Origin of the sequence: Streptomyces guryensis (assembly GCF_021261325.1) — a bacterium.
Lineage (GTDB): Bacteria > Actinomycetota > Actinomycetes > Streptomycetales > Streptomycetaceae > Streptomyces > Streptomyces guryensis.
The window spans coordinates 92,913-114,212 of the sequence record NZ_JAJSBI010000031.1 but is presented as its reverse complement, the minus strand read 5'-3'; the positions used below and the strand labels follow the sequence as shown (position 1 = coordinate 114,212).

The 21,300-nt window shown below is 69.9% G+C and carries 15 protein-coding genes and 1 pseudogene; 5 read left to right on the top strand and 11 right to left on the bottom strand.

Annotation, left to right across the window (positions count from 1 at the left end; all coding sequences use genetic code 11):
* Positions 1 to 128: 128 nt before the first annotated feature.
* Positions 129 to 794 (top strand): annotated as a pseudogene (locus tag LJ657_RS40495) (integrase core domain-containing protein); the annotation flags it as partial.
* Positions 795 to 876: 82 nt separating this feature from the next.
* On the opposite strand, the gene LJ657_RS40490 reads toward LJ657_RS40495, so the two are convergent.
* The 7 genes from LJ657_RS40490 to LJ657_RS40460 all read right to left on the bottom strand — a co-directional run bounded on the left by LJ657_RS40490 (position 877) and on the right by LJ657_RS40460 (position 9,808).
* The gene (locus tag LJ657_RS40490) at positions 877 to 1,548 is read right to left on the bottom strand and encodes a hypothetical protein (RefSeq protein ID WP_232654693.1); all 672 of its coding nucleotides are present in this window, start codon (positions 1,546 to 1,548) and stop codon (positions 877 to 879) included.
* A gap of 100 nt (positions 1,549 to 1,648) precedes the next feature.
* Positions 1,649 to 5,434, bottom strand: a complete 3,786-nt coding sequence (locus LJ657_RS40485) for a WD40 repeat domain-containing protein (RefSeq protein ID WP_232654692.1) — start codon at positions 5,432 to 5,434, stop codon at positions 1,649 to 1,651.
* 583 nt (positions 5,435 to 6,017) lie between these two features.
* On the bottom strand, positions 6,018 to 7,037 hold the full coding sequence (locus LJ657_RS40480) for a ribosome-inactivating family protein (protein ID WP_232654691.1): 1,020 nt from the start codon (positions 7,035 to 7,037) through the stop codon (positions 6,018 to 6,020).
* A 231-nt stretch (positions 7,038 to 7,268) separates the two neighbouring features.
* A complete protein-coding gene (locus LJ657_RS40475; RefSeq protein WP_232654690.1) occupies positions 7,269 to 7,436 on the bottom strand; it encodes a hypothetical protein in 168 nt (55 codons plus the stop codon).
* Positions 7,437 to 7,441: 5 nt separating this feature from the next.
* Positions 7,442 to 8,653 carry an ATP-binding protein gene (locus LJ657_RS40470; RefSeq protein WP_232654689.1) on the bottom strand — a complete coding sequence of 404 codons (1,212 nt, stop codon included), beginning with the start codon at positions 8,651 to 8,653 and terminating at the stop codon, positions 7,442 to 7,444.
* A complete protein-coding gene (gene cseB, locus LJ657_RS40465; protein ID WP_232654688.1) occupies positions 8,650 to 9,318 on the bottom strand; it encodes a two-component system response regulator CseB in 669 nt (222 codons plus the stop codon). The genes LJ657_RS40470 and cseB overlap by 4 nt, the downstream gene beginning before the upstream one ends.
* Positions 9,319 to 9,355: 37 nt before the next feature.
* Entirely contained in the window at positions 9,356 to 9,808 is a 453-nt protein-coding gene (locus LJ657_RS40460) for a hypothetical protein (protein ID WP_232654687.1), read from the bottom strand.
* A 241-nt stretch (positions 9,809 to 10,049) separates the two neighbouring features.
* Here LJ657_RS40460 and LJ657_RS40455 point away from each other — a divergent pair, with 241 nt between their 5' ends.
* Both LJ657_RS40455 and LJ657_RS40450 read left to right on the top strand, forming a co-directional pair.
* Positions 10,050 to 13,379 carry a S8 family peptidase gene (locus tag LJ657_RS40455; RefSeq protein WP_232654686.1) on the top strand — a complete coding sequence of 1,110 codons (3,330 nt, stop codon included), beginning with the start codon at positions 10,050 to 10,052 and terminating at the stop codon, positions 13,377 to 13,379.
* A gap of 252 nt (positions 13,380 to 13,631) precedes the next feature.
* Positions 13,632 to 15,008, top strand: a complete 1,377-nt coding sequence (locus tag LJ657_RS40450; protein WP_232654685.1) for a glycoside hydrolase family 43 protein — start codon at positions 13,632 to 13,634, stop codon at positions 15,006 to 15,008.
* 82 nt (positions 15,009 to 15,090) lie between these two features.
* Here the strand turns inward: LJ657_RS40450 and LJ657_RS40445 are convergent, their stop codons facing one another.
* From LJ657_RS40445 to LJ657_RS40430, 4 genes are all read right to left on the bottom strand, one after another.
* On the bottom strand, positions 15,091 to 16,053 hold the full coding sequence (locus LJ657_RS40445; protein WP_232654684.1) for an electron transfer flavoprotein subunit alpha/FixB family protein: 963 nt from the start codon (positions 16,051 to 16,053) through the stop codon (positions 15,091 to 15,093).
* A gap of 93 nt (positions 16,054 to 16,146) precedes the next feature.
* On the bottom strand, positions 16,147 to 16,929 hold the full coding sequence (locus LJ657_RS40440) for an electron transfer flavoprotein subunit beta/FixA family protein (protein ID WP_232654683.1): 783 nt from the start codon (positions 16,927 to 16,929) through the stop codon (positions 16,147 to 16,149).
* Positions 16,926 to 18,095, bottom strand: coding sequence for an acyl-CoA dehydrogenase family protein (locus LJ657_RS40435; protein ID WP_232654682.1), 1,170 nt, complete (start codon positions 18,093 to 18,095; stop codon positions 16,926 to 16,928). Before LJ657_RS40435 ends, LJ657_RS40440 begins: the two co-directional genes overlap by 4 nt.
* Before the next feature lie 50 nt (positions 18,096 to 18,145).
* Positions 18,146 to 19,345 (bottom strand): CaiB/BaiF CoA transferase family protein, encoded by a 1,200-nt coding sequence (locus tag LJ657_RS40430; RefSeq protein WP_232654681.1) that lies wholly within the window; start codon positions 19,343 to 19,345, stop codon positions 18,146 to 18,148.
* A gap of 130 nt (positions 19,346 to 19,475) precedes the next feature.
* Between LJ657_RS40430 and LJ657_RS40425 the strand changes: the two genes are divergently transcribed.
* Together LJ657_RS40425 and LJ657_RS40420 are read left to right on the top strand one after the other, a co-directional pair.
* On the top strand, positions 19,476 to 20,429 hold the full coding sequence (locus LJ657_RS40425; protein ID WP_232654680.1) for a LysR family transcriptional regulator: 954 nt from the start codon (positions 19,476 to 19,478) through the stop codon (positions 20,427 to 20,429).
* 54 nt (positions 20,430 to 20,483) lie between these two features.
* Entirely contained in the window at positions 20,484 to 21,290 is an 807-nt protein-coding gene (locus LJ657_RS40420; protein ID WP_232654679.1) for an alpha/beta fold hydrolase, read from the top strand.
* The last annotated feature ends 10 nt before the right edge of the window (positions 21,291 to 21,300 follow it).

The window sequence follows — 21,300 nt, the reverse complement described above, 5'->3', positions numbered from 1 at the left end:
CTACCTCCCCGAAGGCAGCATGGGCGAGATCTACCGCGAACTCCCCGAAAGCACCCCCGCACTACCCAACACCCCGAACACGCCCTCCAGTTGATCCCCAACACCACGACGAGGGACACGACCCCCATCTCGGTCTGAGTAGACGACGATTCATCGACCCCGACGGCCACACCACGCGGAAACCACGCACCATCACCGCTCGCCGGCCGGGACACATGGTGCACATCGACGTGAAGAAGGCCGGACGGATACCTGACGGCGGCGGATGGCAAGCCCACGGCTGAGACAGCGACCACTCCCGGGCAGCCAGCCGGAACAAGAAGAAGACCGGCCGCGGAGGGTACGTGTACCTACACTCCGCCATCGACGGGCACACCCGCCTCGCCTACACCGAACCCTTGCCGGATGAGAAAGCCTCGACGGCGATCGCGTTCCTGCACCGAGCCAGGGCGTGGTTTGCCGCACACGGCATCACCCGCATCGAACTGCTCGTCACCGACAATGGTGCCTGCTACCGGGCCGACGCGTTCACCCGCGCCCTACTCGGCTCACGGCACCAACGGATCCGACCGTACACACCCCGGCGCAACGGGAAAGTGGAACGGTACAGCCGGATCCTGGCAGAAGAGTTCCTGTACGCGCGCACCTAGACCTCCGAAACACAGCGAGCCCAGGCGCTGGCGGTGTGGAACATCCACTACAACTACCACCGACTCCACACCGCCCTCGACGGACTACCACCCGCAGCAACACTCGGGCAGACCGTCACCAACGTCCTGGCCTCATACACCTAGCGGATCGCGCCCGTAAGATGGCTCCGTCGGGAGGGCCGGTGCTCATGGCGACCTGAGCCCTGGCCCCCCTTTGCGGCAAGCGTCAGCACTTCCAGGTGGCCCAGAACCATTCACCCTTGATCTGGCCCCTCAGGGCGCCGTCCTTCCACAGGACGGGGGTGTCGATGTGCACGTGGCCGGTGTCCTTGCCGTTGTAGTACCAGATCCAGTGGCCATGCTGCTTCTTGTGGTAGTGGACCTCGATCCAGCCCTGGGAGTGCCGGACGTACGGCTGGAACCAGTAGGCGCCCTTCATGCCGGCCGGGATGGTGGCGGTGAAGGTCTGGGTGATGGTGTTGGTGCTGTTGACACCCCACGTCTCGGTGGACGAGTTGCTGGCGGTGATGCCGGACGAGATGCCGTTCGAGGCGAACCCGGCGCTGATCTCGAGCGACCGCGACTGCTCGTACGAGTACGAGGTGCCGGTGGTGTAGCTGGCGGTGAGCGTGTCGGTGAGGTCCCTGGTGCTCGCGCAGTTCGACACGACATTGGTGGCTTGGTGCCGCTTGCCCCTCGCGGTCCACGCGTTCACCTGGTGGTACTGGCACAGGTCTGGCTTGCCGGCGTTGCAGTCAGCGATGACGTCCGGCTTGTCGTCGCCCCAGCCGGGGCTGGTGTTCGCGCTGGCCGTCCCCGCTGAGAAGGGGATCAGGAGCAGGGCGAGCGCGGGGATCAGGACGGCCGGCCTTCCGCGGCCGGGCTTCTTGAGACGCATGGGTCGTTCTCCCATCGGTTCAGTGCAGCGATGGGAGAGATCGTGGAGGGCACCGGGTTGATCGACTACGCCTGCCACCAGGGCAATCAATCCGGCTCCTTCAGTCTCCGCACACCTTCCGGTACGACACCCCGGGCACGTACGTCCGCCACTGCGCCCGCGTCAGGCCGGCGTTGCCCGTCCTCGCGCACACCGACTTGGCAGCTCGGGTCGGATCGATCGAGTACCGCTGCAGTGGCACGTGTGCGCTCCCCGCGTACACCGTGTCGCTGTCGGCGCTGAACGCCAGGGTGTCGATCGCCTCGCCGGGCGTCGTCACGGGTGCACCCAGGGGCTGCTGCGTGGCGATGTCCCACAGTTGCAGGGATCCCGCCTCGCCGCCCACCGCCAGCGTGCGCCCGTCAGGGCTGACCGCGAGGGCGCTGATGGCCTCCGAGGAGTCGCCGAAGCGCGCGTCGGACGTGCCGTCCGCGAGCTCGGGGAAGACGTTCCGCAGCACCCCTGCCTGTGCTCGCAGCTTCCCGTCCCACAGTGCCACCCGGCCCGTCCGGTCCCCTGCCACCAGTCGCGAGCCGTCGGCGGCGAAGGCAAGGGCTCCGATCTCGTCGCCCTGGACGAGATGGCGGCCGGTGACCTGGCCACCGGGCAGGGCCGCCGTGCGATTGTCCCCGACCAGGAGCCGGCCGTCGGGACGGACGGCCAGATGGCTGCTGGTCAGGGCCGTCAGGGCCGCCGTCCGCCGGTGGTGGGCGGTGTCCCAGGTCTCATTGCTCAGCTTGCCGTCGGCCAGTGTGCGGGTGGCGTAGAGCGTACGGGCGTCCGGGCCCAGTGCGATCGTGGTGACCGCCCCGGCCGGCGTCTTTGTCACCAGGTCCAGCGTCGTGCGGGCCCGGCCCCGGGCGACGTCCCAGAGCGTGACACGTTGCGCGGACGCGTCGTTGCCGGGCGCCGATATGCCGTACGCGAGCGTCTTGCCGTCGGGGCCGAACGTCAGCAGCACAGAGCAGTTCTCCGGGAGTACGGGTGCGAAGCGGTCGCGGGCGACAGGGAGCGGCGGGGGAGGCAGAGCCCTCAGCAGCCGCCCGATGGGAGTGCCCCCGCTTGAGCGAGGCCGAGAGTGGGGCAGGATCTCACGCAATTCGACGCGGTAGCCATCGCCGACGCGCCGGGCGGTGGCGAGGGTACGGCCGTCCGGGCTGAGCAGCACCTTGTCCAGCGGCTGGTCCTGCCAAGCAGACGTCACGGCCGTCACGACGTCCAGCGAGTGCACGGTGCCGCCCTCCAGATATCGCAGCACCGGCCGCTCGGAGTCCCAGACCGGGCCGCCGTGCAGCTGCTGACCGTTGAGGGGGTGCCGGAACACGGGGGCGTCGACGCCCAGCCGCCAGATTCTGACCTCCTTCCCGTCGGCGGTCGCCAGGAAGTCTCCGTCCTTGCTGAAGGTTGCGTACTGCGCGCCCGCATCCGCGAGGTCTGCCAGCTGCTCCCCCGACCCGACGTCGAAGACGCTCACGCCGCTCCCGGTCACCGCCGCGAGCCGCTCCCCACCGCCGAGCGTCAGGCGCGACCGTTCCTCACCGCAGACACCGGGTGCCCGTTCCCAGGCCCCGTGCACCGTGCGTCCGCTATTCGTGTCCCGCACCTGCAGCCCGCCGTCGAGAGGGCAGAAGGCGACCAGCCGGCCGTCCGCGCTCGGCGCCACCACCGCCCCGCTCTCCGCCTCCGTCCTGAGGAGCAGCCGTCCGTCCGCGGCCGAACGCGCCTGCACCTGGAGACTGTCCCCGTCACCCACGACGTAACTGTGCCCGGTGAACCCCACGAGGGACGAGGCCGGCAACCGCTGCCCGCTCCACCGCCGTGCGGCGGTGTCCCACAGCCGTACTGCGTCGTTCCCGTGGACTGCCAACAGCCGGCCGTCCGGACTGGCCCCCACTACCTTTCCGTCCTCGGGCAGCCGTCCCGAGCCGGTCCGCCGGTGCCCGGCCACGTCCCAGGTCCGCCAGGTGCGCCCCTCGGCGCTGAGCAGCGTACGGCCCGAGTCGGTCAGGAAGCGCGAAAGCCCCTCTCCAGGAGCCGGATCGCTGAAGGTGTCGAGTTCCGGCTGGCCGAGCGAGCCCAGCAGCGCCCGGCGGGACTCCGGCAGTTGGGCCACGCGCCAGGCCGCGACGCCCAGCAGCTGCGCGGTGCGCGGGTCGGTCGTACGCAGTGCGTCCGCGACGGAGGCGATGCGGCGGGCCGCGTCCTCGGTGCTCCGGCGCTCGTTGTTCCGGCTCTGCGTCCAGGCGGACAGACCGGCGACCAGCGCCACCACGACCACGGCCGCCAGCACGCCGATCCCGGTCCGGGCCCGGCGCGTGGAGCGGGCGGCCGCCCGTCGTTCGGCCTCGCGGGCGTCGACCGCCGCGGTGAGGAACTCCCGTTCCGCCGTGGTCAGGGCGGGGCCCCGCTCGTGTTCCGGGAAGAACTCCTCCGCGCGGGCCAGCCGGGTGCCCCGGTACAGGGTGCCGGAGTCGCGGTCGTGCTCCAGCCAGGTGCGGGCGGCCTCGCTCAGGGCCCGGTGGTGGCGCAGTCGTTCGCGGTCCTGGTCGACCCAGTCGTGCAGCCGGGGCCAGCAAGTGATCAGCGCCTCGTGGGCGAGGTGGACGCCGTTCCCGTCGACGGTTAGCAGGCGGGCGCGGGCCAGGCGTTCCACCACCACCGGGACGTCGGGGCCGGTGCAGCCGTCCAGCTCGGCCCTGGTGAGTGGGCGCGCGGTGTCGGAGGTGCCCCGGCCCGGCTCGATCATCCGCAGCAGCAGGTGCCGTGCAGCACACCGCTGGGCCGCGGTCAGCTGCCCGTACGCCTCCTCGGCGCTGGCCGCGATCGCACCGCGCACCCCGCCCGCCGCTTCGTACATGGCCGGCGTGAGCGTGCGGCCCCTGCGCCGTCGCCAGGTCTCCAGCAGGGCATGCGAGAGCATCGGCAGCCCGCCTGCCTGGTCGAGGACCTCCTCCACGATTCGCGCGGTCAGCTCCCTCTCCACCTGGAGCCCGACCGCTTGTGCCGGTTTGATCACCGCCTCCCGCAGCTCGTCCGCGGTCATCGGGCCGACCAGCAGCCCGGCGCCGCGCAGGGCGTCCGCGAGGCCGCGGTGTTCGGCACAGCGGGCGTAGAAGTCGGCGCGTACGGCGATCAGCACGCGCAGTCGGCTGTCCGCGTCCCGGGCCGTCAGCAGCAGGTCGATGAACCGAGCCCGCTCGGCCCGGTCCCGGCACAGAGTGAAGACCTCCTCGAACTGATCCACCACCACCCAGCTCTCCGGCTCGTCCGCCGCCGGGGCGAGCAGGCGCCCGTGGGTGGTCGCGGGGTGGTCGCCGGGCGTCAGCACCCGCAGTACCGCCGACCGCCCTCGGGCCGCGATCTCGTGCTGGAGACGGGGAATCAGCCCGGCCCGCAGCAGCGAGGATTTGCCGCTGCCGGAGGCACCGAACACCGCGGCGAACCGGTGCTCGCACACAAGCTCCTGCAGGTCCTCCACCAGCCGGTCCCGGCCGAAGAACAGATCCCGGTCGTCCGGCTCGAAGCGGGTCAGCCCCCGGTACGGCGGCGACGCGTCCCCATCCTCCTCACGCGCCGTTCCCGCGGCCTGCGCCTCCGCCGCCTTCCACCGCGGCTCCCACTCGCCCGGGTCGCCGCCGCAGGCCCGCACGTACCCCTGGACAACGGCGAGCGCCGGCAGCCGCTCGCCAGCAGCCGCCGTCGACAGCGTTGTCGCGGAGAACCCGGCCGCCTTGGCCATCGTCCGGTAGGAGGGATTGCCTGCGGAACGGCGCAACTCCCTCAGCTCATGAGCGAGGCACTGGATGGGACCGGCCTCCGGGTCCACGGGTCTCTCGGGACGGCCCATGGCGCGTACCTCCGTACACCTGACGAAAGGGACATCGGGAGCGACGACCATACGAGTCACACCGCGACGGATACATGAACCACAGGTGAACAGGAGGTGACACAGGACAATCAGCCGCTACTCGACTCCCTTAATTGTCCTGACAAAGGAGACGGCCCCGTCACCCCTCCGGTTGCAAAACGCCGGCGCCGACAAGGCCGGTTTGAGCACATCGAGCAGGGCCCGCCGCGCTCGGGAAGGCCGGGTACGACACCCTCGCCTGTGACTTCCGCTCGTCACCGCAGCCGGGCGCTGAGCCATCGGCTCGTCGGTGCGTCCCTCGTCGGCCGACGCTGTTCCCTCCGCCTGAGCGAACGGCGCCGAGGCCGAGGCCGCGCCTTGGGCGGCCCGGCGCGACAGGTCGCCGAAGGCCCGGTCAGTGCGGGCAAGGAGCCCGGCTGACCGGGAGGCCCCGACTGTGCCCGCCGCGCCCGACGTCAGAACGGCGGTTCCCGGCATCCGTATGAAACGGTGCCGGGAACCGCCGCGGCCATCGCGTGAGGGGTCAGGGCTCGTTCTTCGGGTTTCGGGTTCTCGCCGGTGTTCAGGACGATTTCTTGGTGAGGTCCATGGCGATCTGGAGCAACTTGATCACCGCGTCGAGAGCGGCGATGTGGCCGTGCCCCGGGATGTCGATGCTTGCCCTCGTGGAGGTGCCGGGTTCATCGCCCTCGTAGTGGTGGTACACGCTGCTCAGCCCCTGCCAGTTGCGGATCAGGGCCACGTCGCTGTTGGTGATCTTGTGGCCGCCGTGGTCGAAGGCGAGACCCACGCTCGTACCCAGGGGGCGGAACCGGGCGGCCTCCGACACGGCCATGATCATGCGGAGCAGACCGCGCATCCACTGCTGCTGGTTCCTCCGGTGCGGATTCTGCATGTCGCGGACGGCCTGTATTAGGGACGCGTGCCCGACAGTGGTGTCGGTCAGCCGGGTTTGCCCCAGACGCGTGATGTCGTTGTAGTTCTCGTTGCCCTGCCAGTCCACCAGGTTCGTGTACGACCCGTTGGGGTTGCCGGTCACCAGGGCGTTGTTCAGCTCCGGAGAGTCGTGTGCGATGGGGACGTACACGTACTGGAAGCCGTGGTAGTCGCTCGGATTGTCGACCCTGGTGTGGAACCCCATGACGTAGAGATCACTGAGTCTGACCACCAGGTGGATGCTGCGGCCGGCGGTCTGCACCTCGATATCCGTGAAGCGATTGGACGCCCGGTTGTTGAGGGTGTCGATGGCAAGCTGCTTGTTCCTGCCCACGGGGTGCTCCCGACGGTGACCCGAAGCCGCCAGGATGACCTGCGCGCGGAGCTGCTTGATGAAGGTCACGTACCCCGCCTGGCCCCGGTCCAGGTCCCAGACCACGTCGTAGAAAATGGGCTTCGAATTGGAGCTGGAGGCGGCGAGCTCCACGTCCTGCGCGCCGGTGCCGTTGATCGCGACCGTGCGGGCCGAGTGCGTGGGCCCCGCGAGGTGGTCCGCGGGGGCGGCGGCGCCCACGAACAGGGCGCCCGCCAGCGCGGCGGCGGCGGTGATCTGCAATTTTCTGGTGGACATGATGCGATACGTCATGGTGTTCGATCTTTCGTGCTGTCGGCTGCCGGTCAGTCGGCGTCGGCATCCGAGGACGGGGTTCAGCGCTTACTGTGGTCGACGCTGGCAGCCGGAAAGTTGGTCGGCACCCCCCTTCCACCAGCGCAATCAATCCTTCGAGCACCCCGCGGATTGATCGGGGACCTGGTTTGGACGATTGAGCAGCCCACGGCGTGGACCACGGGTCTCAAGGGGGATGCGGCTCCGATGTCACCGGCCGCGCGGGTCTCCGAGCGGGGCGGAATGGAAGATCGCCCGGCGGCAGAGCATCCACCAGAAGCTGGATCCGAAGACCTGCGCCCGCTGATCCCGCTGACCGGCCATGTGTCCGGCCCCCCGGCCCTCCCCGTCGTTCGTCCAGCGAGGCGTCGCGGGCATGCGTATCACCCGGTCGGCAACCGCAGTTCCGTCTCCGCGCCCCCGCCCGGACGGTTTCGGAAGGTCAGGCGGGCGCCGAGCAGGCGGGCCTGGCCGGTCGCGATGGTCAAGCCCAGGCCGGTGCCGCCGGTCCGGGAGCCCGTGCGGAACCGCTGGGGACCGGAGGTGTGCAGTACCGCGAGCAGATCGGGCGGGAAACCGGGGCCGTGGTCGCAGACCCGGACGACGGGGCCGTCGACCTCCATTACCACGGGTGGGGCGCCGTGCCGCAGGGCGTTGGCGGCCAGATTGGCCAAGATGCGTTCGACGCGGCGGGGGTCGGTGTCCACGACCGCGTCCGCCGTGACCCGTATATCCACGCCGTCGAGTCCGGCGACCGCACGCCGGGCCATCGCGCTCACCTCGCGCCGCTCGATGTCCTCCGCCGTCGCCTCAGAGTCCAGCCGGGCCACCTCCAGCACGTCCTCCACCAAGCCGCGCAACTTCTGTACACCACCCGCCACCAGCTCCGATGCCCGGCCGGGCGGCAGCACACTGACCGCTGTCGACAAGCCCGCGACCGGAGTGCGCAGTTCGTGCGCGATGTCGGCGGTCACCCGGCGCTCCGCTTCCAGGCGGGCACCGAGCGCGTCCGCCATGGCGTTGACGGAGGCGGCGAGCCGGGCGATCTCGTCATGGCCGTGGGGCCGGACACGGGCGTCCAGGTCGCCGTCGGCGATGCGTTCCGCGGTACGCGCTGCGGCCGTGGCCCGGCGGCCTATCCGCACCCCCAGCACCAGTCCCACCAGCGACACCAGCACACCGGCGGTCGCGCCCGTGGCCAGCAGCGCCCGGTCGAGCGATGCGAGGGACCGTTCCTCGGGGGCGTACGAACGGGAGAGCGCGAGCATCTTGCGGCCCGAGACCGGAGTCACCGCCCACAGCACCCGACGCTGACCGGTATCCTGCAGATAGGTCACGCGGACTCCTGTGTGTACCGCCCGCGTGACCGGGCCGGGCAGATCGGGCGGGTCGATCCGGGCAGGCGACTCGCGTCCGGCGGCGTGGTCCTGGGCCGCGCTCACCAGTTCCAGGTCCAGGCCCGCGCGGGCGGCGGCCAGCTGGTCGGCGGCGGTGATCCGGTGCACCAGCACCCCGATCGCACCCGCCACGCACACGGCCGCGACAGCGACGGCCAGGGCGACCTTCGTGCCCACATTCAGGGCGGGCGGTCTCACGGGCGCAGCTTGTAGCCGAAGCCGCGGACTGTCTCGATCCGCACTCGGCCGATCTTGGCGCGCAGTCGCTGCACATGGACGTCCACCACCCGGGTGTCACCGGACCAGGCGTAGTCCCAGACCCGCTCCAGGAGCAGATCCCGGGAGAGCACGGTCCCCGGCGCGGCGGCGAACTCGCTCAGCAGTTTCAGCTCGGTCGCCGTCAGTGTGAGCGGCTTTCCGTCCCGCTCCACGGCCAGGGAATCCGGGCAGAAGACCAGGTCCCCGAAGCGCAGGCGCGGGCCCTGAGTCGGCTGCTCGGCGGGGGTCACGCGACGCAGCAGGGAGCGGATGCGGGCCACGAGGACGGGGCCGTCGAAGGGCTTGGTGACGTAGTCGTCGGCACCGGCCTCCAGGCCCATCACCACGTCCACCGGGTCGTTGCGGGCCGAGATCAGCAGCACCGGCACACGCGACTCCTCGCGGATACGGCCGGCCAGGCTCACCCCGTTCAGGCCGGGCAGCATGATGTCGAGCACGGCCACGTCCGGATGGCGTTCCCGGAACAGCGCGAGCCCGGTCAGCCCGTCGGCCGCGGTCCGCACCCGGTAGCCGCGCTGCTCCAGGATGAGCTGCGTGGTCTCCCGGATCAGCTCGTCGTCCTCGACCAGCAGAACGTCGTGCATGGCGCTCCCTCTCCCACGGTCTTCTGCTCTGCCGTTCTCAGGCATCCGGTACCTCCAGGTCCGCACTGTCCTGGCCATACGCCCAGAACGGCGCGGGGGGATGCAGGGGGATGAGCCGCACGTGACTGTAGTACGCGACGTCCCCGCGCTTGACCAGCCCGCTCAGGACGACCTTGACCCGGTAGCTCGGGGGATCTCCGTTGGGGCAGCCGGACAGACAGGTCGTGTCCGATGCGACGCCGGTGGCCCGCGGCCGGGCCGAGCCCCAGTCACGCCACGTCAGCCGGTCAAGGTAAATGCGCCCGGTCGGGGCGACTTCCTTGGGGTGCAGCCAGGACCGCCCGAACCAGTCCGTCATATACACCGGCCCCGACCAGGGTTTTGGTGTCACCGGCGGGCCCTCGACCTGGACGCCGCCGTCCACCGCGCCGCACCCGGCCAGGCAGGCGACCAGCGCGACGCATGGCAGCAGATGTCGACGAAGCCGCATCCTTTGCTCCTTCCGCCGACGTCCGACTGTCGAACGGGGAGTGTAAACAGCGTGTTCCGCGTGGGCCGACAGTGGCATCGAGGATGACCTGCGCTTGTAACAGCCGCCCATCGATCCTTCATCGACATCGATACGTCGTCGCCGCACAACCGACGAACTGTTGTGCATCCGCGTTCCTACCGTCACTGCGGACACTGCGCCGCCGAGCGGCGACACCCGACGGAACAGCACAGGGGAACCCTTGCGCAGAAAACTGAAAACAGCATCTGCGGCCGCGGCCGCGACGACGGCGATAACAGCCCTCGCCGCAGGACTGACCAGCACAGCAGAGGCGACGCCCGCCCCGACCACCGTGCCGACTGCCGTCAGGAGCGCGGAAGCCTTCGGCGGACATCGCGTCACCCTCATCACCGGCGACCGGGTCGTCGTCGGCGCCAAGGGACAGGTCGTCGGGATGGAGCGGGCCAAGGGGCGCGAGCGGGTCCCCGTGCAGATGCGCCGGGTCGACGGCCACACCCTGGTCATACCGACGGACGCGGCCCAGATGATCGCGAGCGGCAGGCTCGACCAGCGGCTGTTCGACATCACCGAGCTCAACAAGGCTGCCATCCGCAGGAACCAGGGCGACGGTCTGAAGGTCATCGTCGGCTACAACGGCACAGTCGGCATGGTGAAGGCGGCCCGGGCCGACGTCCGGGACACGAGCGTGCTGCGCCGGACCTTCCGGAACCTGAACATGGATTCCGTCCGGACGCCGAGCGCGGACGTGCCCCGGCTGTGGGACGCCGTCACCCACGGGGACGGCATGGCCTCGGGCGTCTCCCACGTCTGGCTCGACGGCATCCGCAAGGCCAGCCTCGACAAGTCCGTGCCGCAGATCGGCGCGCCCGCAGCCTGGGCGAAGGGCTACGACGGCAAGGGCGTCAAGGTCGCCGTCCTGGACACGGGTGTGGACGCGAACCACCCGGATCTCAAGGGCCAGGTGATCGCCGCCAAGAACTTCACGTCGTCGCCCGACACCGACGACCACTTCGGCCACGGCACGCACGTCGCCTCCATCGTGGCGGGCACCGGCGCGAAGTCCGGCGGCAAGTACAGGGGCGTGGCGCCCGGCGCGAGGATCCTCAACGGCAAGGTCCTGAACGACAAGGGCGACGGCGACGACTCCGCCATCATCGCGGGCATCGACTGGGCAGCCGAGCAGGGCGCCGACATCGTCAACCTCAGCCTCGGCATCGCCGACACCCCGGGCGTCGACCCGATGGAGGCCGAGGTCAACAGGCTGTCGGAGGAGAAGGGCATCCTCTTCGCCATCGCCGCCGGCAACGAGGGCGAGGCCGGCCCCTACTCCGTCGACTCCCCGGGCAGCGCGGCCGACGCGCTCACCGTCGGAGCCGTGAACGGCAAGGACGAGGTGGCGGAGTTCTCCAGCCTCGGCCCGACCGCCGACAGCGCCCTCAAGCCGGACGTGACCGCACCCGGCGTCGACATCACCGCGGCCCTGGCACCGGGCAGCGTCGTGTCCCGGGAGTACCAGGAGAAGCCGCCCGGGTACGTGACGCTGTCCGGTACGTCGATGGCGACCCCGCATGTCGCAGGCGCCGCCGCCCTCCTGAAGCAGCAGCACCCGCACTGGACGTTCCGTGAGCTGAAGGGAGCCCTGGTGGCCTCGGCCAAGGGCGGCGCCTATCAGGGGATCGCGGAGGGCTCGGGCCGTATCCGGGTCGACAAGGCGCTCCCCCAGTCGGTGGTCGCCGATCCGTCCTCGGTGAGCTTCCCCCTCCAGCGGTATCCGCACAACGACGACACCCCCGCCACCAAGAAGCTGACGTACCGCAACCTCGGGAAGAAGGCCATCACGCTGGCCCTGTCGGCCAAGGCCCTCGGTCCCAACGGCAAGGCGGCCCCGACGGGCTTCTTCGCTCTCGGCGCTGACAAGGTCACCGTCCCGGCCGGCGGCACGGCGTCCGTCGACGTCACCGTGAACACCAGGCCGGGCGGCAAGCTGGACGGCGCCTACTCGGCGGCGGTGACCGCCACGGGCGGCGGCCAGACCGTCCGCAGCATGGTGGGTGTCGAACGGGAGACGGAGGCGTACGACGTCACCGTGAAGTTCGTCAACCGCCCAGGACGGACCCCGGTCCACTTCACCACCCTCACCCCGGCCCTCCGCGGTGCCGGGGGCTACACGAACGTCTCCGGCGACAACGCGGTCACCTTCCGCGTCCCCAAGGGCAGTTACATGCTCGACTCGTTCAGCCAGAAGGCCGTCGACTCGGCCGAGGGCGGCGCCGACTGGCTGGCCCAGCCCGTGCTGAAGGTCGACAAGGACACGATGGTCACGTTCGACCTGAACAAGACCCGGGCGGCCGACATCACGGTGCCGGACGCCGGCGCCAAGCCGCTGCAGGCCCTGGTGTCGTACGAGTACCAGCCCGCGGACATCTGGAACTCCCTGACACTTCCATCCTTCTCCGACATCCGTATCGCGCACGTCGGCCCGGCGCAGCCCTCCGGTCTCGTCCAGACCTGGTCGGGGCAGTGGACCAAGGGCAACGGCACCGAGTACGACATCGTCGGCGGAGGCGAGGTCAAGAAGGTCGTCGGCGACCGCGTCCACCACTACAAGGCCAGTGAGCTCGCCACAGTGAAGGCCGGCCTGGGCGCCTCGTCGCCCGGAAAAACCGGCGCGATCGCGCTGACCGCCGCCATACCCTCCGGCTACGGCCTCCACACCCCGGTCGAGCAGAAGCTGCCCGCCACCCGCACGCTGCACCTCTCGACCGGGGAAGGGGCCGAGTGGTACTTCGACTTCCGGCAGTACTCGGGGAAGAAGGACGAGGACGACCCGATCTCCGACGCCTCCGCCAACACCGGCTCCTACGAGGAACTCAAGGGCGGCAGGACCTACCGGAAGACGTTCAACACGGCGGTGTTCGCGCCCCGCGTGATCCCCGGGGAGTACGGCGTCTTCCACAGCACCGACGGGATCTCCGGCAATATCCCGCTCTTCGCCGACAGTGCCGGCCACGAGACGTACACGGACATCATTTCGGCGCGCACGACGCTGTACCGGAACGGCAGGAAGGTCGGCTCGAACGCCGACCCGCTCACCGGGAACGAGGTGTTCAAAGTCCCGGCCGGTGACGCCGAGTACACGCTCACCACCACGGTCAAGCGGAGCGCCAAAGTTCAGGCCGCCACCACGCGGATCGACGCGAGCTGGACGTTCCACTCCAAGAGGCCGTCCTCCGGCCTGCCGACCGAACTGCCGGTCTCTACAGTCCGCTTCGAAGCGAAGACGGGTCTCGACAGCATGGTCGAGGCCGGACGGACGGTCACCTTCCCGGTCACCGTCGAAGGCGCGGCCAAGGGCCTGGGCCTCAAGTCGCTGTCGGTGTACGTGTCGTACGACGACGGCAGGACCTGGAAGAAGGCCGACGTCAGGAACGGAAAGGTCACCATCAAGAACCCGGCGAAGGAGAAGAGCATCTCCCTCCACGCCAAGATCACCGACAAGAAGGGCAATACGTCGGTGATCACGATCCACAACGCGTACTACGGCAAGTGAGGCCGGGGTTCGCCCAATTGGAACGCTGAGCGGCTCGGTCTGCCGGAAGCGCGGCCTCCGGCAGACCGCATGCCGCCCCCCGACCAACGATTCACGGAACCGTACCTGTCAGTTCCGTTGACGGACTCTCCGCGCTTACTTATCTTCTGGCCGACACTACGAACCTCGTTCGAAATGTCGCACCAGTGACAGTTACCCATGCCCCGCCCAGCCCTCGGCGTAGGCAAACCCGCACACCTTCCAGGAGGAATCATGACGTTGCCGGGCCCCAGTCGAAGAAGCGCCGTGAGAGCGCTCCTTGCCCTCGGCGCGACCCCCGCGGTTCTGGCCTCTCCCCTGCTCAGCGGTGCGGCATACGCCGCGGCCCCGCCCGCCGGCCGGACGTCGCGGTACACGATGACCGCATTCACGTACTCCAGTGAGCGCAACATGTACGTGTACGACTCCGCGGACGCCACAGGCTTCAACCTGGTGAAGGGACCGGCCTACACACCACCCTCCGGGCTGGTACGCGACCCCAGCGTCTTCCGGCACACAGACGGCCTGTACTACGTCACCTACACCAGCGGTTGGACGGGCAACACCATCGGCTTCGCCCGCAGTTCGGACCGGCAGAGCTGGACCTTCCTCGGCAACATCACCCTCGCCCTCCCCGGCGTCGGGAACGCCTGGGCCCCGGAGTGGTTCATCGACCCGGGCAACGGCAGCGTCAACATCATCGTTTCCCTGCACCTGAACGGCGAGGCGACGGGCGCCTTCAACCCCTACGTCGTCACCGCGACCAACAGCACACTGACGGCCTGGAGCACCCCGACTCCCCTGACGGGGGCCGTCCACGGACCGGGCTACATCGACACCACCGTTGTGAAGATCGGCTCGACCTACCACGCGTTCCTCAAGAGCACCTCGACCAAGTCCATCGACTTCGCCACCGCTGGCACCCTGACCGGCCCCTGGACGATCACCAAGACCGGGAACTGGGTCGATCTCGACGGTGAAGGCCCCGTCCTGGTGGAGCTGGACAACGGCGGATGGCGCATCTTCTTCGAGGACTACAACCGGCGCAGGTTCTACTACGCAGACAGCTACGACACCTTCAAGACCTGGACCACACCCGCCGAACTGCCCGGCCTGTCGGGGACCGTCAAGCACCTCACCGTGGTCAAGGAGACCGTCACCGGAGGCGTGACGCTCCCGCTCAACACCACCCGGTCCTTCCAGTCGGTGAACTACCCCGACCGGTACATGCGCCATCGCGACTTCCTCGGCTACACCGACCCCGTGACCGCCGACAGCACGGCGCTGACGAAGCAGGACGCCACCTTCACCGTCGTCCCGGGCCTCGCCGACCCCAACTGCTACTCCCTGCGCACGGCGAGCGGCCTCTACGCGCGGCACTCCTCGTTCCGGATCCGGGTCGACGGCAACGACGGCACGGCGGCCTTCGCCAAAGACGCGACGTTCAACGCCCACCCCGGCACCGCCGCCGGTTCGGTCGCCCTGGAGTCGTACAACTTCCCCGGCTACTACATCCGCCACCGCAACGGCGAGCTCTGGGTCGACCGATACGCAGCCACCGACCTCTTCCGCGCGGACCGCAGCTTCCAACCCGTCACACCCTGGGCCTGACCGCACGGCAGGCTGAGAGGAGGTACGCCGGGGCAGCTGCATCCGGCGTGCCTCCGGGCCGCCCTGCTCTGCGGGTGGCCGCTCAGCCGTTGATGGCGTTGATCTCCTGGGTGAGCTGGGGGACGACGTCGAAGAGGTCGCCGACCACGCCGTAGTCGACCAGGTCGAAGATCGGGGCCTCGGCGTCCTTGTTGACCGCCACGATGGTCTTCGAGGTCTGCATGCCGGCCCGGTGCTGGATGGCGCCGGAGATGCCGTTGGCGATGTACAGCTGCGGCGACACGGACTTGCCGGTCTGGCCGACCTGGTTGGTGTGCGGGTACCAGCCGGCGTCCACGGCGGCGCGGGAGGCGCCGACGGCCGCGCCGAGGGAGTCGGCGAGGGCCTCGATGATGGCGAAGTTCTCGGCGCCGTTGACGCCGCGGCCGCCGGAGACCACGATCGCGGCCTCGGTCAGCTCCGGACGCCCGGTCGACTCGCGGGGGGTGCGACCGGTGACCTTGGTGCCGGTCGCCGCCTCGGAGAAGGTGACGGCGAGGTCCTCGACGCTGCCTGCGGCCGGGGCGGCCTCCACCGCGGCGGAGTTGGGCTTGACGGTGATGACCGGGGTGCCCCTGCTGATACGGGACTTGGTGGTGAAGGAGGCGGCGAACACCGACTGGGTGGCCACCGGGCCCTCGTCGCCGGCCTCCAGGTCGACGGCGTCGGTGATGATGCCGGAGCCGATGCGCAGCGCCAGACGGGCGGCGATCTCCTTGCCCTCGGCGGAGGAGGGGACCAGCACCGCGGCCGGGGAGACGGCGGCGACGGCGGCCTGCAGGGCGTCGACCTTGGGGACGACCAGGTAGTCGGCGTACTCGGACGCCTCGTGCGTCAGCACCTTGACGGCGCCGTGCTCGGCCAGCGCGGCGGCGGTGTCGGCCGCACCGTTGCCCAGCGCGACGGCGACCGGCTCGCCGATGCGGCGGGCCAGGGTCAGCAGCTCCAGGGTGGGCTTGCGGACGGCACCGTCCACGTGGTCGACGTAGACGAGAACTTCAGCCATGGGATTGCTCTCCTGCGGATTGCGAAGTCTGAGGGGCGGTAAGGGAGTTGAGCCTCGAAGGGACTACGGGCCCTCGATGGGGCCACGGGCCCCTTAGATGAACTTCTGGCTCGCGAGGAAGGCGGCGAGCTGCTTGCCGCCCTCGCCCTCGTCCTTGACGATCGTGCCCGCGGTGCGGGCCGGACGCTCGGCCGCCGACTCGACCTTCGTCCACGCACCCGCCAGACCGACCTCTTCGGCGTCGATCTCCAGGTCGGACAGGTCCCACGACTCGACCGGCTTCTTCTTCGCCGCCATGATGCCCTTGAAGGACGGGTAACGCGCCTCGCCCGACTGGTCGGTGACCGACACGACCGCGGGCAGGGACGCCTGAAGCTGCTCGGACGCGGCGTCGCCGTCACGGCGGCCCTTGACGGTGCCGTCCTCGACGCTCACCTCGGACAGCAGGGTCACCTGCGGGACGCCCAGCCGCTCGGCGACCAGGGCCGGGACGATGCCGGCGGTGCCGTCGGTGGACGCCATGCCGGAGACCACCAGGTCGAAGCCGGCCTTCTCGATCGCCTTCGCCAGCACCAGCGAGGTACCGATCGCATCCGTGCCGTGCAGGTCGTCGTCCTCCACGTGGATGGCCTTGTCCGCGCCCATGGACAGCGCCTTGCGCAGCGCGTCCTTGGCGTCCTCCGGACCCACCGTCAGGACGGTGATCTCCACGTCGTCGTCGGAGTTCTCGGAGATCTGCAGCGCCTGCTCGACCGCGTACTCGTCCAGCTCGCAGAGCAGACCGTCCACGTCGTCCCGGTCGACGGTCAGGTCATCGGCGAAGTGCCGGTCGCCAGTGGCGTCGGGCACATACTTCACAATGACGACGATCCTCATACGTCCAGCCTTCCGCGCTTGACGAGCTGGCTCGCGATGACGTTGCGCTGGATCTCGTTGGTGCCTTCGCCCACGATCATCAGCGGAGCGTCGCGGAAGTAGCGTTCGACGTCGAACTCGGTGGAGTAGCCGTAACCGCCGTGGATGCGGAGGGCGTTGAGGGCGATCTGCATGGCGGTCTCGGAGGCGAACAGCTTCGCCATGCCGGCCTCCATGTCCACGCGGCGGCCCGCGTCGGCCTCCCGGGCGGCGTAGAGGGTGAGCTGCCGGGCCGCGGTGAGCGAAGTCGCCATGTCTGCCAAGTAGTTGCCGATCGACTGGTGCTTCCAGATCGGCTTGCCGAAGGACTCGCGTTCCTGGGCGTAGGCGAGGGCGTCCTCCAGGGCCGCCCGGCCCACCCCGAGGGCGCGGGCGGCGACCTGGAGGCGTCCGGTCTCCAGGCCCTTCATCATCTGGGCGAAGCCCTTGCCCTCCACTCCGCCGAGGAGGGCGTCGGCCGGGGCTCGGTAGTCCTCGAAGGACAGCTCGCAGCTCTCCACGCCCTTGTAGCCGAGCTTGGGCAGGTCGCGGGAGACGGTCAGCCCGGGGCCGTGCTCCGCGAGCAGGATCGAGATGCCCTGGTGGGCGGGGGCGGCATCCGGGTCGGTCTTGCACAGCAGCGCGATCAGGCCGGAGCGGCGGGAGTTGGTGATCCAGGTCTTCGTGCCGTTCACCACGTATCCGCCGGCGCCGTCCTTGCGGGCGACGGTGCGCATGGCCTGCAGGTCCGAGCCGCCACCCGGTTCGGTCAGGGCCATGGTCGCGCGGATCTCACCGGTGGCCATCTTCGGCAGGTACCGGCGCTTCTGCTCCTCCGTGCCGAAGTGCAGCAGCAGCTTGGCGACCACGGTGTGGCCGCCCATCGCCCCGGCCAGGCTCATCCAACCGCGGGCCAGCTCCTCGGTGATCAGCACATAGCAGGGGGTCGAGACCGGGGTACCGCCGTACTCCTCGGGGACAGCGAGGCCGAAGATGCCGAGCTGCTTCATCTGCTCGATCAGGGCCTCGGGGTAGGTGCCCGCGTGCTCCAACTCCTGGACGACGGGCTTCACTTCCTTGTCGACGAAGTCGTGCACGGTCCGGACGATGAACTGCTCGTCCTCGGACAGGACGTCGAGGGTGCCCATGCGGTAAAGCTCCTTGCTGAAGTGAGAAGTAAGGGGTGGCGAGCGGCGGTTCAGACGACGCGCCGCGCCTTCAGCCCGTCGATGTCGGCCGGGCCGTATCCCAGGTCGGCCAGGATGGTGGCGGTGTGTTCCCCCGCGGCGGGGACGGCGTCCATGCGCGGGGCCGTGCCGGCCAGATCCACCGGCGGCAGCAGCGCGGACACCGCGGCTCCGCCGGGGATCCGTACGTCCCGCCAGCGGTCTCGGCCGCTGAGCACGGGGTGGGCCAGGAACTCGTTCATGTCGTTCACGCCGGCGTTGGCGATGCCCGCCGCGTCCAGCAGCTTCGTCACCTCATGGCTGTCCAGCTCACCGATGCGTTCGGCCACGATCGCGTTGAGCTCTGAGCGGTGGGCCACTCGGGCCGAGCCGGTGGCGAAGCGCGGATCCGTGACGAGCCCGGGTCGGCCCAGGAACTGCTCGCACAGGGCCGCCCATTCGCGCTCGTTCTGGATGGAGAACAGGACGTCCTTGCCGTCGGCCGCGGTGTAGGCGCCATACGGGGCGATGGTGGCGTGCTGCGTGCCCAGCCGTGGGGGCTGGGTGCCGCCGTAGCGGGTGTAGTAGGCGGGTTGGCTCACCCACTCGGCCAGCGCCTCGAACAGCGAGACCTCCACGGCACGGGCGACGCCGGTGGTGGCCCGGGTGAACAGGGCGGTGAGGATGCCCGAGTAGGCGTACATGCCGGCCGCGATGTCGGCGATCGACACCCCGACCCGGGCCCCGCCGTGCTCGTCGCCGGTGAGCGAGACCAGGCCGGTCTGGCACTGCACCAGCAGGTCGTACGCCTTGCGGTCGGCCCACGGTCCGGTGGAGCCGTAGCCGGAGATCGAGCACGGGACGAGGGAGGGGAAGCGCTCGGCAAGGGCCTCGGCGCCCAGGCCCATCCTGGCGGCCGCGCCCGGGGCGAGGTTCTGCACGAACACATCGGCATCGGCCAGCAGTTGCTCCAGGATCGCGCGACCGGCGTCCGCCTTCAGGTCCAGCGTCACCGATTCCTTGGAGCGGTTGAGCCACACGAAGTAGCTGGACTCGCCGTGCACCGTGGTGTCGTACCGCCGGGCGAAGTCGCCCCCACCGGGCCGCTCCACCTTGATCACCCGCGCGCCGAGGTCGGCAAGCTGACGGGTGGCGAAAGGAGCGGCCACGGCCTGCTCGATGCTGACGACGGTGACACCGGAGAGCGGTGGCGCTGCGGGGAGCTCGGTCATGGGGTGATCTCCAGGAGGGTGCGGGTCCCGTGCAGGAGTACCATCATGAGCAGTCATGACGAACTAAGGAAAATAGCAATACGTAATACCCCCATGCGTGCTGGGGATGGCACGGGAAGGAGGGCGCGCCTTGGACATCAAGCAGCTCAAGGCGATCGTCACGGTCGCCGAGGTGGGCAGCGTCACGCGCGCCGCAGAGCTGCTGCACCTGGTGCAGCCCGCGGTCACCCGGCAGATCCGCACCCTGGAACAGGAGCTCGGCGTCGACCTCTTCGAGCGCACCGGGCAGGGCATGCGGCCCACGGAGGCCGGAGCGATCATGGTCGACCGGGCGCGGCGCGCCCTGAACGAGCTGGAGCGGGCCCGCGCCGAGGTGCAGCCCGCCCCCGGCGAGGTGACCGGCATCGTCACCGTCGGACTACTGGAGAGCACCAGCGACCTGCTGGCCGAGCCACTGGTGACGACCCTCGCCCACGACCATCCCGGCGTCGAACTTCGCCTCATGACCGCCTACTCGGGCCATCTGCAGCAGTGGCTCGACGACGGCGACCTGGACCTGACGCTCCTGTACAACCTGGACAGCACGCCCTCGCTCAACGCCCACCCGCTGGTGCGGGAGCGACTGTGGGCGGTCGCTCCGCCGTCGGCCGGCCTCCACGCCGACCGTCCCGTTCCCTTCACGGAGGCCGCCGCGCACCCACTGGTCATGCCTGCCTCCGGCCATGCTCTGCGCAGGCTGATCGACGCGGCGGCAGGGCGGTCCGGGGCCGCCATGGACGTCGTCGTGCAGACCAACTCAATGCGGGTGCAGAAGCAGCTCGTCCAGGCGGGGCACGGCTGGACCGTCCTGCCGGGCGTGGGCATCGCCGACGACGTGGCGCGCGGCGCCCTGAGCGCCGCGCCGCTGTGCGAACCCGACGTGTGGCGCTCGATCGTCCTCGGTACACCCCGGTCCGGGCGCACACCGCCCGCCGTGGAGGTCGTGGCACGCGAACTGGTCCGCCAGATCAACTCCATGGTGGCGCAGGGCAGATGGCCCTCCGCACGGATCCAGGGAGACGGCAGCCCCGCCGAGGACGAATGACCCGCACCCCGCAAACGACCGAGACCACCGACCCGGAAGCCTGCAGGAAACACCATGACTGACACCAGTCACCGACTCGACGCCGTCGTCCGCGCCCAGGACGGCACGGCACTGGCCTGCCAGCAGCGGGGAGACGGCCATCCGCTAGTCCTCCTCGCCGGACAGGCGAACAACCACCACTGGTGGGACGGCGTACGCGAGGACTTCCACGCCACGCACAGCACAATCACCATGGACATGCGCGGCACCGGCACCAGCGACAAACCCCAAGGGCCTTATTCGACATGGCAGTTCGCGGACGACGTGATGGCCGTCCTCGACGGCCTCGGCATCCAGCGGGCCGACGTCTACGGGACCTCCATGGGCGGGCGGGTCGCCCAGTGGGTCGCCGCCCGCCACCCGCAGCGGGTGCAGCACCTCATCCTGGGCTGCACCTCCCCCGGCGGCCCGCACGCCGTCGAACGCGACACCTCGGTACGGCGCGCGCTGGCTCAGGCCGACCCGGAGGCCGCCCGCGACGCCCTGACCGACCTGATGTACAGCCCCGCGTGGCGCGCGGCCCACCCCGGCCCCTACACCACCCTCGGCGACCCCGACATGCCCCCGCACGCCCGCCGCGGTCACCTGCTCGCCAGCAACGGTCACGACGCCTGGGACGCCCTGCCCCTGATCACCGCCCCTACCCTGATCCTGCACGGCAACCAGGACCGGCTCACCCCGCCCGACAACCTCCCGCTGCTCGCCGCCCGCATCCCCGACGCCCGGACACACGTGTTCCCGGGTGCCCGGCACGCGTACTTCGAGGAATGCCGCGCCGAGGCCGGAGCTCTCGTCACGGCCTTCCTCAACGAGGGCTCCTGACCGGCCCCAG